This is a genomic window from Hyphomicrobiales bacterium (assembly GCA_039989895.1).
Taxonomy (GTDB): Bacteria; Pseudomonadota; Alphaproteobacteria; order Rhizobiales; family JACESI01; genus JACESI01.
This window is the reverse complement of record JBDXGY010000004.1, coordinates 1-12792: the sequence shown is the minus strand read 5'-3', so window position 1 is coordinate 12792 and position 12792 is coordinate 1. Positions and strand designations below refer to the sequence as shown.

13 protein-coding genes are annotated in these 12792 nt (G+C 46.5%); 4 read left to right on the top strand and 9 right to left on the bottom strand.

What is annotated here, in order from left to right:
• Positions 1-39 precede the first annotated feature (39 nt).
• Positions 40-672 (top strand): hypothetical protein, encoded by a 633-nt coding sequence (locus tag ABJ081_03445; GenBank protein MEP6355714.1) that lies wholly within the window; start codon positions 40-42, stop codon positions 670-672.
• 124 nt (positions 673-796) lie between these two features.
• Here ABJ081_03445 and ABJ081_03440 read toward each other — a convergent pair whose 3' ends face one another.
• The 5 genes from ABJ081_03440 to ABJ081_03420 form a co-directional block, all read right to left on the bottom strand.
• The gene (locus ABJ081_03440; GenBank protein ID MEP6355713.1) at positions 797-1045 is read right to left on the bottom strand and encodes a carboxymuconolactone decarboxylase family protein; all 249 of its coding nucleotides are present in this window, start codon (positions 1043-1045) and stop codon (positions 797-799) included.
• A gap of 181 nt (positions 1046-1226) precedes the next feature.
• Positions 1227-1838 carry a DUF922 domain-containing protein gene (locus tag ABJ081_03435; GenBank protein ID MEP6355712.1) on the bottom strand — a complete coding sequence of 204 codons (612 nt, stop codon included), beginning with the start codon at positions 1836-1838 and terminating at the stop codon, positions 1227-1229.
• Between the two features lie 145 nt (positions 1839-1983).
• Positions 1984-3057: a TIGR01620 family protein gene (locus ABJ081_03430; protein MEP6355711.1), complete on the bottom strand. Its 1074-nt coding sequence runs from the start codon at positions 3055-3057 to the stop codon at positions 1984-1986.
• Positions 3054-4508 (bottom strand): YcjX family protein, encoded by a 1455-nt coding sequence (locus ABJ081_03425; GenBank protein MEP6355710.1) that lies wholly within the window; start codon positions 4506-4508, stop codon positions 3054-3056. The genes ABJ081_03430 and ABJ081_03425 overlap by 4 nt, the downstream gene beginning before the upstream one ends.
• 26 nt (positions 4509-4534) lie before the next feature.
• Positions 4535-5065, bottom strand: a complete 531-nt coding sequence (locus ABJ081_03420) for a histidine phosphatase family protein (protein MEP6355709.1) — start codon at positions 5063-5065, stop codon at positions 4535-4537.
• Between the two features lie 308 nt (positions 5066-5373).
• On the opposite strand from ABJ081_03420, the gene ABJ081_03415 reads away from it, so the two are divergent.
• The 3 genes from ABJ081_03415 to ABJ081_03405 are packed head-to-tail and all read left to right on the top strand — an operon-like array spanning position 5374 to position 10192.
• Complete coding sequence (locus tag ABJ081_03415) at positions 5374-6765, top strand: flagellar hook-basal body complex protein (GenBank protein ID MEP6355708.1); 1392 nt, start codon at positions 5374-5376, stop codon at positions 6763-6765.
• A gap of 58 nt (positions 6766-6823) precedes the next feature.
• Complete coding sequence (flgK, locus tag ABJ081_03410; GenBank protein MEP6355707.1) at positions 6824-8665, top strand: flagellar hook-associated protein FlgK; 1842 nt, start codon at positions 6824-6826, stop codon at positions 8663-8665.
• A 6-nt stretch (positions 8666-8671) separates the two neighbouring features.
• Positions 8672-10192 carry a hypothetical protein gene (locus ABJ081_03405; GenBank protein MEP6355706.1) on the top strand — a complete coding sequence of 507 codons (1521 nt, stop codon included), beginning with the start codon at positions 8672-8674 and terminating at the stop codon, positions 10190-10192.
• Positions 10193-10300: 108 nt separating this feature from the next.
• On the opposite strand, the gene flaF is transcribed toward ABJ081_03405, so the two are convergent.
• The 4 genes from flaF to ABJ081_03385 all read right to left on the bottom strand — a co-directional run.
• Positions 10301-10666 (bottom strand): flagellar biosynthesis regulator FlaF, encoded by a 366-nt coding sequence (gene flaF / locus ABJ081_03400; protein MEP6355705.1) that lies wholly within the window; start codon positions 10664-10666, stop codon positions 10301-10303.
• On the bottom strand, positions 10626-11042 hold the full coding sequence (gene flbT, locus ABJ081_03395) for a flagellar biosynthesis repressor FlbT (protein ID MEP6355704.1): 417 nt from the start codon (positions 11040-11042) through the stop codon (positions 10626-10628). The genes flaF and flbT overlap by 41 nt, the downstream gene beginning before the upstream one ends.
• 224 nt (positions 11043-11266) lie before the next feature.
• A complete protein-coding gene (locus tag ABJ081_03390) occupies positions 11267-12424 on the bottom strand; it encodes a flagellin (GenBank protein MEP6355703.1) in 1158 nt (385 codons plus the stop codon).
• Positions 12425-12624: 200 nt separating this feature from the next.
• Positions 12625-12792: flagellin (locus ABJ081_03385; protein MEP6355702.1), on the bottom strand; the 168-nt coding region annotated here is incomplete at its 5' end.

Sequence of the window (12792 nt, the reverse complement as noted above, 5' to 3'; positions counted from 1 at the left end):
AATATGATATCAATTTAGCAACTAGTTTTATCTGGTCCATTGTCACTTATTATTAGCAAAATCAAAAATATCACCGGTTCGCCTTTTTTGGTGTGGCTTGTGCTTGCTTGGCCGTCGTTGCCGCTGGTTTGGGATCTTTATGACAACAACCGTTACTATGCAGAGATCATGCACCTTACAGGTGTGTTGTCGGTTCAATTGCTGGTAGGGACACTCGCGATTTCGCCAGTTTCTCTGCTTTTGAAGCGATGGGAAATTGGCAAGCATATTGGTTTATGGCTTATCAAAAACCGACGTTATTTTGGTGTTGCAGGCTTTGCTTATGGCTTGCTGCATTTGGTCTTTTATATTCGTGAGACGTACAGCCTCTATGTTATCTATTTAGAGTTTTTTGATATCGCGATTTTCTTTGGTTGGCTGGGCTTTATCTTCCTGTTGCCTGCCTTCCTGACATCAAATGCCTATTCAGTGAGACATCTCGGTGTACAGTGGAAGCGGCTACAGCAGCTTAGTTACCTTGCCATCGTCGCAATCTTTATTCATTGGATCTATTTTGATTTCTTTTGGGATGAAGTGCTGACTTGGGTGGCAATTCTAGGTGTTGCAAAAACAATCCATATCGTTTTGAAGAACATCAAGAATGTCTTTCCTCAACTCGGCAACCTATCATGAAACAAGATAGTTAAACCAATTTCGGGAAACGTTGATTGCAACGTTTCCCGAGCGTTTATTGTCACCATTATTCTTCAAATTACCGATACTAATAGTGTCAGTCATGGCATTTGAGGGAGTGCGTTTAGTCGAGCACTTTGTTCGCGCCGTGTGTGATTGCAGCGCCAGCACGAAGAGCGGCTGCAACGAAAGTCACCTCTGCCAGTTCTTCTTCTGTTGCGCCTGCTTTACGGGCAAATTCGCTGTGTATTGTCAGGCAATATTCGCACTGCGTTGTCAAAGCAACGGCTATAGCTATGAGTTCTTTGGTTTTTTTATTTAAGGCTCCATCAGCCATGACGGCTGCATCAAATGCACCAAAGGCGTTCATCATTTCGGGTTTTAGCCCTGCGAGAGGTGCTAATTTATTCAGTTCGTCAGATGCGCTCATTTGTTGTTCCTTTTTATGATCATCAGATATCAAAGCGCAGAGCTGCATAAAATCGGCGCTTTAAGGGTTATAATATTGTGGAGCCATCTATTTTAACAGAAATAAGTATATTTAGTTGTGAAAACTATTTTCTTTTTAAAAGGCGTCCGTATTCTCTTTTGTCAAACTTAAGCTGTGCACGTTCGTGCTTGTTTTGCAGTTTACTTGTTGATTTTTTTAAGGCCGCCTCAACTTTGTCACAGCTGGTGTGTGAGCGTTGTTTTTTCATTTTCTTTTGTATGCGGTTGGCATAGTCTTTGGCGATGGCTGCGTGCTGAAGTTCATGGGTCTTGACGTCACTAAACAATTTATCCCAGCTCAATTTATCAATCTGGTCTGCTTTGTTGTAATTCACCCAGTTTGGTAGGTGAATGACAACATCTGCAGTTACACGTGCGCCTTTGACATGGCAGCGTTTGCCGCGAATTTGATATTCCACCTCGGGTGTTAACTTGATGGCTGCGACACCGAGTGTTGCGTCATGCAGTCCCTTGGCTTTAATGGGAGATTTTTTTTGAAAGTCTTTGAAAATCTGCTGCCATTTTTTTCCTTTAATCTCAAAGAATTTAAATTCTTGATTGAAAAGGACATCAGCATTGGCTGTCGTTAGAGTTGCTATGAATATAGCACTGGCCAAGACAGCTATGGTCGCAGATTTTGCGGCTTTAAAGGATGATCGGATATTACGGTTAAACATTATTTCTTTGTTTCACTTACTCGTTGTCAGCCTTCATATTATAGTAGTTACGCAGATATGATGCTGCAAGTATAAGACTGAGAAATTCTCTGTTTAGCTAATAAAGTGATTGAATGTGATGTGCTTTGTTATTCCTCAACCTTAATCACTTAGGCGCATCTTTTTTGCCATTCAGTCCGATTAGAGCATTCATATAGACAGCGATACTTGGTCTTTTTGTGGCAAGAAAAGGAACAGGTCGGCATATATCATGTGCCGCCAGACCAATGCGGGCAGTGAGAAGTCCGTTGACGACGCCTTCGCCAAATCGCGCTGATAGACGCGCTGCAATACCCGAACCGACGACTTGCTGCATCAGTCCATCGCCTATCGAGATCGCGCCTGTTAGTGCGAGGTGGCTTAGGACATTACGAGTTAGGCGAAAGAAACCAAGTGTGCCGGGCCTACCGCCATAAAGCGTGGAGAGGGCGCGGATCAGGCGCAAGTTCTCGGCCAAGACATAGATGATGTCCACCAATGCGCGCGGCGAGACAGCCGTAACAATGGCCACGCGTTTTGCTGAGTTCATCACAAGTTTATTCGCTTGGTCATCGAGATGTTTTAAAAACTCCCGTTCAACGAGAGCAATACGCCCGCGCCCATCGATGATATCGTCTTTATGGGCGTGAAGGGCGGCTCTGCCTGCGGCCATATCGGCGCGGCCTTCATAAAGGATCGTGATCTCACGCTCAATGTCCTCTGCAGGTGCCTTGTCGTTTTTTTCGTAAGCTACGTTTGCGCGTTCACGAAGGGCACTGATGCTGCGAAGACGCGAGAGCGCAAACACTTCTCGCAAAATAACTGCGAGGGCGGCAATAATGACGATGAGTGTCAGGGCTGCGCCAAACCAGCCAAGCCATTCGTGGCGAGAGAATAGGTCACGGATCAATTGATCAACGGCGAGACCTATGGCGAGTGAGGCAAGCATACCAAGGGCTGCAAAGAAAATTGATAGCCAGCCAATCCCACGTTTGGGCTTTTTGTTTATTTCAATGCGCTCATCAAGCGTCTCAACGACGTCATTGGTTAGGGTGACATCTTCTACATTGAGTGCTTTGGGTTTGGCTGCTGGAGATTCTGTCTTTGTTTGCCTCTTTGTTTTTGTCGATTTGCTTACCTTTTCAGGCTTGCCATCACTGATATCAAATGAGCGAGGTTTTGGACGCGCTTTTTCGGTCATGACAGTTTATCCCCGATCAGAAAGTCCATCACCTTATCCAGCCGAATATGCGGCAGGGAGAGAGTCAGGCCTTCGGCCGTTTTTTGTAAGTTTGGTGGGCGGAAGCGGACAAATTGAAGATCGGGCGAGCTGGCCTTGTCGTTAGATGTCATCATGGCTTTGAGATCAATATCGAGGCTGCCTGGAAAGATTGCTTTTTCTGTTTCGCCGTCAAAAGTCTCGCCGTCGATTGTTTCGCCCTTCATTGGGGTGCCGACAATGCAATTCAATGTTTCACCATCTTGTTTGAAAACAGCTTCTCGTGTCGCTCGAACAGAAGACAAAGCCACAACATCGATGGAAGCGCCTTTGAGGGTTGCGCGGTTGATTGCATTATTAATGATCTGGCGCAGCAGGGACTCCAGTTTGTCGTGTTCGGTATGGTGCAGATGGTCGGCCTTGGTAGCGGCGAAAATGATGCGATCTATGCGGCGTGATAAAATGGATGACAACCATGAAGCTTGACCAGGCTGAAAGCAGTTCAAAATTTCGGAAATGGCTCCCTCTAGATCGCGCACTGCTGCTGGCCCCGCGTTTAGTGCTTGCAGGGCATCAACGAGGACAATTTGCCGGTCAAGGCGCACAAAGTGGTCGCGGAAGAAAGGTTTGACCACAATTTGTTTGTAGGCTTCATAACGCCGTTGCATGAGGTGCCACAAAGAGCCGTTTGGCGCAGGCCCTTCGGGTACGTCTAGTGGCACAAAGGTGACAGCAGGCGAGCCCGCCAGATCACCGGGCATGAGAAAGCGGCCTGGGGGCAACATAGACAAAGCGTTTTCATCAAGGCGACAGGCGTTGAGATAGTCAGTGAAGATTGCGGCCTTATCCTGCGCGAGCTTTTCATCGCCCGCTTGCAGCGGATCAATGGTGTCATGAGCTGCCAGCCATTTTTTGGCGGTCTTCACTCGATTGGGTAACCGGGCAAGCTCTAGGGCTTCGCGTGACCATGTTTCATAGTCTTTCGCCAGAAGCGGTAGATCGAGAAGCCATTCGCCAGGATAATCGGTGATATCGATGTGTAGGCGCCCGCCGCCAACTGCGCGGGAAAGGAAACTGGCTGATTCATATTCAATGGTAAGGCGCAGCTGGCTGATACGGTTGGTGGATTGAGGCCATTCCAGCCCATCAACAAGATGCTCCACGTGATCTTCATAGGAAAACCGAGGGACAGCATCATCAGGTTGCGGCTGAAGATAAGCGCGCGCAATGCGGCCTTCAGCTTGTGGCGAGAATTCAGGCAGGCGTCCTTGATGCAGCATATTGTGGATGAGTGCTGTGATAAAGACGGTCTTGCCTGAGCGCGACAGGCCGGTGACGCCAAGCCTGATGTTCGGATTAACGAAACCGGCAGCGAAGTCTCCGAAATTTTCAAGAGCGATGCGTGCATCATCTCCCAGGTTAGTGAGCTTCAACGTTTTCCTTCCAGTCCATCTTCTGATCAGGATTCTTGAGTGTTGTTGAGGGACTTAGGTACCATAAATGACGACAGTGTGCCTATATTCCAAGCGATCTCGCTCCACTCATCTATAGGCAGATTTATAAGTGCACATCCTGTTGTTGGGAAGGCTACGCGCAATAAACCTGCTTGGCTGCGTTCTTCTTCCTTTAAAAGGCGAAGAGAAATGTCATGCAAACCTGGATTATGACCAATAACCATCGCGGTTGTGGTGGTCTGACTTATTGTCGCAAGTGAGTCTCGAAGGGTATCAGATGAAGCGAGATACAACTCTCCTGGAAAACTCAATTTAGGATCGATATCAAGTGTTGTTTTTATGTGTTTCGCTGTCGTGCGTGTTCTGACTGCTGGAGAACAGATAATTTCGTCTAGTTCCACACCTTGCTCGCCAATCCAGCTGGCCATCCGGCAGGCATCGTCATTGCCACGGTCATTCAGCGTACGATCAAAGTCGTCCATGCCAGGTGTTGCCCAAGAAGATTTAGCATGACGGAGGATAAGTAAAGTTCGCATCCTAACATTAGTGCTAAGTGATGATTGGTTGTCAATACTGGGTGTTAAGCGCTGGGCGTTAAGCGACTATAGGCTGGGTATAAAGGCATTATTGGCAGCGTGAGGGGCGGCAAGTTTTGCCGATTAGGGTCGGTTTTGCCGAGTGCTTCATAGACGCTGGAAACCATAAATTCCGTAAGTAATTGAAATTATTTATAAAATTTAATTTAATTTTCTGGCACGACCTTTGCGGGTAGGAGCGCAAGAAGCGTTTTAGCGCAATTTTCATAGTCGGTACGTAACGAGTAGTCAGAAAAGGTAGAAATATAATGGGTGTATTTGGTGCAATTAATACAGCGGTAAGTGGTCTGAGAGCGCAGGCTTTCGCGCTTGAAAATATCTCGGGCAACATCGCTAACTCACAAACCACTGGCTTTAAACGCCAAGACACAAGTTTTGCGGAATTAGTGTCAGATACCGACTCAAGCCAGCGACTCCAAAATTCAGGTTCAGTCTTGGCGTCTTCAAGGGCGACGAACGACATTCAAGGTAATATCGTTGGTGCAGATCAAGAAACATTCATTGCCATTCAAGGGGACGGTTATTTTGCTGTTCGTGATTCATCGGGATTGAATAATGGTGAACCTATTTTTAATGGCCCTGAACTCTACACACGTGCAGGTGATTTCCAAATTTCTAATAGTGGCTTCTTGGAAAATGGCGCGGGGCTTTTCCTGAGTGGTTTTCCTATTAATGCAACCGGCGGTGCCGTTGATACATTGATCGCGCAACCCATTCAAATTTCGACCGACCCGATAGCACCAGTTGCGACTTCTGAAATTAATTTCAGGGCTAATTTGCCAATTGATCCTGATACAGCGGCATCTATTGATGGTGATGCAGCTTCTGGTTTGCTTGATGCGACGTTGCTCGCTGGGGCGACTTCTGGTCCGGCTACCATTAGCAACGCAGATGAAACGACATTCCTCAATAGTTCAATTGCTGGAGGCACCACGACTGTTCTTGATGCGCGCGGTGAAGCAGTCAACGTTGAGTTCCGTTTTGCAAAAACCGATTCATCTGATCCTGCGGTAGGTGGCGATGATACCTATAATCTCTACTTCCGTTCTAATACAGACGGCGTCACGGAGCCGGCGTTCACTCGAGTCGCACAGGATTATGTCTTTGGTCCAGATGGCCAGCTTGATCCGCAAATTGCACCAGTTGTTATTTCAGGCTTTTCCGTTGATGGATTAGATATTGGTGATTTGACTCTTGATGCTGGTTCTTCTGGTTTCACACAGGTGGCAACCCAAAGTGGTGTAGGCACTGTTTCTAATACTTCGATTAGTTCAAATGGTAGCCCATTGGGGTCGTTTAGTGGTGTTAGCATTTCCGATTCTGGTAATGTCTCTATTTCATACACCAATGGTGCCAATCTTGATATTGCCAGAATTTCCATTGTCACTTTCGATAACGATTCTGGTCTGGAACGAGTCGATGGTGGTGGTACTTTTGCAGCAACCGTTGCCTCAGGCGTCCCCATCACGGATTCATCGGCTGGCGGCACGATTATCGGGTCTGCATTGGAAGCTTCCAATACCGATATTGCAGATGAATTTACCAAACTGATTGTCACTCAGCAGGCCTATACCGCGAACTCGCGGATCATCACAACTGGTGATGAGATCTTGAGTGAAGCGATCAACCTTATTCGATAGACCTTGACTAGAATTCTGCGCGCAAATGGTTGTGCGCAGAACTTAAAGGTGAGCTGAAATGAGCATCTCAAGTACCCTCAATAACGCAATTTCCGGTCTCAATGTCACCCAGCGTGATCTTGATGTGGTCGCAAATAATATTGCTAATTCGGAAACTGAGGGTTTCACACGGCGTACTCTTTCACAAACTGAGACCGTCACGAACAGTATTAATTCGGGCGGTGTTCGTGCGACCGGTGTCGATCGCATTTTGGATGAGCAGGTTCAGTCGCAATTGCGCGAACTGGGTGGCATCAATGTCAGTAATCAGGTTACAGCTGATTTTCTTGGTCGACTTGATGTGGCGTTCGGTGAACCTGGTAGCGCTGCGGCTATCGATACATCTTTTAATGCTGCTCTTTCTTCTTTAGAAGCATTGTCGACAACGCCGGATGCTTCAGCGACACAATTTCAAGCGATCACTGATTTGCAGGTTTTTGCGGGTCAATTGAACAGCCTGTCCAATACCATTCAATCATTGCGTCAGGAAGCTGACATCGCACTTGACGATACAGTCAGGCAAGCGAATGAAGCGATTACCAATATTGCTGAATTGAATGCACGGATTATTGCTCAGACAAGCTCGACCTCTGAACCTGTTGCGCTTTTGGATGAGCGCGACCGGTTTGTTGATGAACTGGCTCAGATTATTGATATTGATGTTACAAATCTGCCAAATAACGGCATCCAGATTAGAACAGTATCTGGCATTGCGATTTTTGATAATGTTCCAACGCAATTTGAGTTTAATGCAGCAGGTACTGTTGCAGCTAACAGCAGTATCGAGAATGGCCTTCTTTCGTCAGTCTCTCTTACATCCACTAGCGGGTCGTTTTCTTTTGATATTCTAGCAAGCAATGGTGTGCGCAACGGCGCTTTGGCTGCTTACGCTGAATTGCGCGACACGACCCTTGTTCAGGCGCAAGCACAGCTTGATGCATTTGCGGCAGAATTGTCATTGGCTGTGTCCAATACAACTGTGGCCTCAACACCTGTAACAGACGGTTTGGCAATTGATACGGCCGGTATTGCTGATGGCAATACAGTGGCTTTGGGTTTTACTAGTAGTACAGGTGTGGCACGTAATGTCACTTTGGTGCAGGTTAGTGATCCCTCGCAATTACCTCTTGATCAAGGTTTTACGCCAAGCACCAATGATATTGTTATCGGTGTAGATTTTTCATCGCCAACTGCTGTCAGCGACATACAATCACAGATTGACGCCTTAGCGCCGGGTAATGGTGTTATCGTGGCAGCTGGTGGGGCCGCGACTTTTCAATTTAGCGCAACCTTACCCGCAAGCATTGACGGACTTGAGGCCAGCATAACGAATTCATCGCTGACTGATGGTCTTCCTTTTGCACTTTTTGAAGACCGTCAGACTGGCGAACCATTTACCAATGCGCCGGGGACTTCCGTTGGTCTTGCAGGACGCCTTGCGGTGTCAGAAGAATTGATTAGTGATCCTTCGTTTTTAGCAAGATTTGATAGTTCTTCTTCCAGTTCTGGCGATTCATCGCGGGTCAATTTCATACTTGAACAAATTCGAGGTGAAGTTACAGAGTTTTCACCTTCTACGGGTATTGGAGCGCCGACAAATCCGGTGAACTCGACGGTCGAAGATTTCCTTCAAACTATCATTTCAAACCAAGGTCAGCGTGCTGTCGCGGCTGAACGAAATGCGGAAATTTCTCAGGTTTCATTTAATAATGTTCAAGATCGTATTCAGGCTGAGTCTGGCGTCAATATTGATGTTGAGATTTCTCGATTGATTGAACTTGAACAGGCGTTTCAGGCGAATGCCCGTATTCTAACGGCGGTTCAAGATTTGATTGATACGTTGTTTGGGGCAGTGAGGTAACGGGCGATGGCAATTTCTTCAACCCTTCGGTCAGGCGCTGATTTTATCCGTTCTGAAACTTTGATTCAAAATCAGTCACAGTTAGCGGATTTGAATCGTCAACTGGCTACGGGTGAGCGAGCAACGACTTATGGCGACCTAGGCTCGTCACGGGTTCAATCGATCTCATTGCGTTCTGATATTAATCGACTGGAAGCTTTCCAAGACTCTATTCAGCGTGTTGATATCCGTGTTGATATTACTGTATTGTCGCTTGAGCGCTTGGAAAGTATTCGCAGCGAAGGCCGCGACGCGGTTACACCTAATAATTTTGTTGATCTGGGTAACGGCAACACATTTGGCCAGCAGTTAACCGAAGTGCTTTTAACTGAGACTGTGGCTTTGTTGAACTCCCAAGCGGATAACCGTTATATTTTTGGAGGCAATGACGTTAGCTCACCGCCGGTTGTAGATCTTGATTTGATCTTGAATGGTGATGCAACGAGAGCAGGTTTGCGCGATGTAACAGATGAGCGCCTGCAAGCCGATCTTGGCGCAAATGGATTGGGCCGACTTGATATTGCCATTGATCCAGCCGCACCTAACGTTGTGACTTTGAATGAAGAAGTGGCAACCGATTTTGGGTTTGATCTTGCCGGTATTGATAGTGATCTAAGCGGCGTCAATGCTGTGTTCACATCTGGTGAGCCTGCTAGTCTTGAGGTTGATTTTGCCGCACAACCAGGCTTGGGCGAAACCATTCGCGTTTTTGTTGATTTGCCTGATGGGACGCAAGAGATCGTCGAGCTGACCGCTGGTGGCGATGCAAATGATTCTGGCTCCTTTGCCCTTGGTCCAACGAGTGCTGTGACAGCAGAAAATTTTCAAAATGCTTTGCGTGATGAAATTAGCGAGCTGGCACGTACAGACTTAAGTGCCGTGTCGCGTTTAGTCTCGGCAGATAATTTCTTCAATACAGAAGCAGGGCGCCAACCGCAGCGTGTTGATCTTTCAGGCGGCGGCACACCAGAAACCGCCACAGGACTTGTGGATGGCACAGAGACCGATACGGTGCTTTTCTATACTGGTCAAAACGATGCGGATGATCCACGTATTGGATTGACAGCCCGTGTGGATGAAACGATCAATGTGAACTATGGTTTGCGGGCGAATGAAGAAGGCTTGCGCAGTAATCTTGCTACTTTGGCGGCATTCAGTATTGCTGATTTTACCAGTGGCAATTTGGAAGATAATCAAGCGGCCTATGCTGCATTGGCGTCACGGGCAAGTAATGAACTCGCTATTCAAGTAGACCAGCCTTCTATCCAAAGTGTTATTCAGGAAGTCGCGGGTATACAGGCGGTTTCTGGAAATGCAGATGCGCGCCACACGATTGCAATCAATGCTCTTGATGGTATTCGCGAAGATATTGAGCGCGCTGACCCAACTGAGGTTGCATTGCAACTCTTGGGCCTGCAAACTTCAATTGAAGCAAGCTTCTCGGCTTCATCTCGGATTAGCCAGCTGTCGTTACTGGAATTTATCTAAGCTGTATCTTCTTTATATTAAGACAGAACCACTTCGAAATTTGGACAATAAAAAAGCCGCATAAAGCGGCTATTTCATTTTGTGGTGATAAAGTAGACAGGCTGCTCGTTAGGTGCGTAGGCCGGCCGCTAATTCACGATTTATATTTGCCAAAACTTCTAGATCTTTGCTGTTTGGTTTGCCACGTAGTTCATTGGTTCGCTTGAAGACGAAAATGCCAAGGTTTGAAATATTATTGCGTAAGTTCAGGGGTAATTCACTGTCTGGATCAGTCGCATTGGAAACAAATATTGTCCAAAGTTTCTGATTGTAACTCAGCGCTTCTCTCAAGTCTTTTTTGTGTTCGTCCCAGTTATTCATAATAACCTGGAATTTCGCGGCTGCTTTTGTAAGGATTAATGCTTCAAGCTCACGTGGGGTTGTGGCTGTTTTTTCAATCGCCTGATAGGCTTGTGTTGCTGTCTGTCCGTGCATGATTGAGTAACTCATCCTCTTTAAGAATCAAAGACTTAGCGTCCTTCAATCCTTTGTACAGGCTACCCGTTAAAATATTGTTATTTATAGCAGAAATCTCAGGTGCAAGACTAGGTGCTGCCTGCAAAATATCGGTCACGAGTTTGAAGTAACCTTCGTGATGTTTTTCAATATCTTGATTGAGATACATCATTTGCACAGCCAAATACACGAGCCTTGCAGGGCTGGTTGCCATCTCTGCTGTCATAATGTCTTTTTCACGTAGGAGAGGGGCTGCACCGTCGAGTGTGAAACGGGTTCGGCTATCACCATTGGTGATGACTGCCTGACCTAAAATTATTTTTTCACCAGGTTTAAGTTCGACTTTTAGTGGCATAATATAACCTTTTGCGTGACTCACTTAAGGTGTAAAACTATACACTCAATGCAAAGCCTGCGCTATTTTAAAGCAAACTCGGCACCATTTTAGAGTGTAAAAACCCGAGTATCCCACAATAAAATCAGTTGACAGGCCCTATAAAAACAAAAATGGGAGCCAAAAGCTCCCATTTTATTATTTCTTTTGCTTCGATAAAGAAGCGAGAAATTTTATGATTCGTTTTATCCGAAGAGTGACAGAACGCTCTGATCGGCCTGTGTCGCGAAAGATAGCGATGTTGATGCAAGCTGCTGACGTGTTTGAAGTGTCAATAGATTTGCGCCTTCTTCGTTCAAATCAGCCAATGTTAAGTCACCAGAACCGGCTTCAAGAGTATTGATGAGGGCTGATGTGAAATCTTGACGAATCTGAATTGTAGAAAGGTCAGAGCCTAGTGATGCAGCCGTTGAGCGTAGAGTTGAAAAGGCGCCATCGAGTGTGGATAAGATGCTGTTAATTTGAGCATCTGTAGCAAAATCACCACCTGTGCTTGGTGCAAATGCAGTCGAGCCGCCTGCGGCGTCCACTGTTGTTCCTGCTGCCGCACCATTATTTGTAATCGTGATGTTACCAAAATCTGAGGTAATACTGCCACTTGCAACTGAGGTGGCGCTGTCGGCAAGTGTGGCATTAGCTGCAATGGCGTCGTTAATCTGCGTCTCTGCTTCTGCCGGGGTCAATGCTCCACCTGGGCCAGCGGCACCAGCTGTGAAGTCAACATCAACGGCTTGGCTACCAACCTGAATTGTTGCTGACTGGCCTTCTGTAAATGTGAGGCTACTAAGGCTAAGACTTGCTGGTGTCGCGGCAACTACTGCACCTGCTTGAGTTTCAATACCAAGGCTTGTGGCTGCATCTGTTAAATTAAAACCTTCAACGTTCAAGCGTGAAGAGCCGTCTTCGTTGAAAACAACCTGAAGGTCATCACCTTCTAGCAGATTTGTTCCGTTGAAAGAAGCGTCATCCGCTAAAAGTTCAATTTGGCTAATAATATCATCGAATGCTGCCGCTGCTGTAGCGCGTGCGCCAGGGTCTTCAGTTTGCAGAGCTGCATTTGCTTGCGCTCTTGCGGAAGATAGCAAATCTTCAATAGCAGAAATAGCGTCATCAGCGACTTCTACCGTCCTGATTGCCTGTTGTTCTGCGTCGAGAAGCGTTGAGAGATCAGAGGCTCTATTATTCAAAGCAGATGCTGTGAAAAAAGCGGTTGGATCATCAAGAGCAGAATTGACACGGTTACCGGTCGCAAGACGTTCTTGGGTTGATGAAAGCAGATCAGCCGTTGCTTGAAGTGATGTCAGGCTAGTTCTGACTGCGGAAGAAAGGTTGATTTCTGACATTTTGCGGTCCTTTTCTGGGCGCACTCGTGGTTAACAATGCTTAACGTTTGTCCCAATTTCGCCAATCATGGTGAATAATTGGTTAACATGCGTCATTTGCCCAAAAAAAAGCGAGGACTAATGTCCCCGCTTTTTTCTATTTTTTGCTTTTTTGCGTTTCTTTTTGCGTATTCTGTCTAGATCTGACTTTCTTGTTAGACCTAGAAGAGCGACAAAACCGACTGGTCTGACTGTGTCGCGAAGGACAATGAAGTCGATGCAAGCTGCTGACGTGTTTGAAGTGTCAGTAGGTTTGCGCCTTCTTCGTTCAAGTCAGCCAATGTCAAGTCACCAGCACCAGCCTCAAGAGTATTGATGAGGTTTGATGT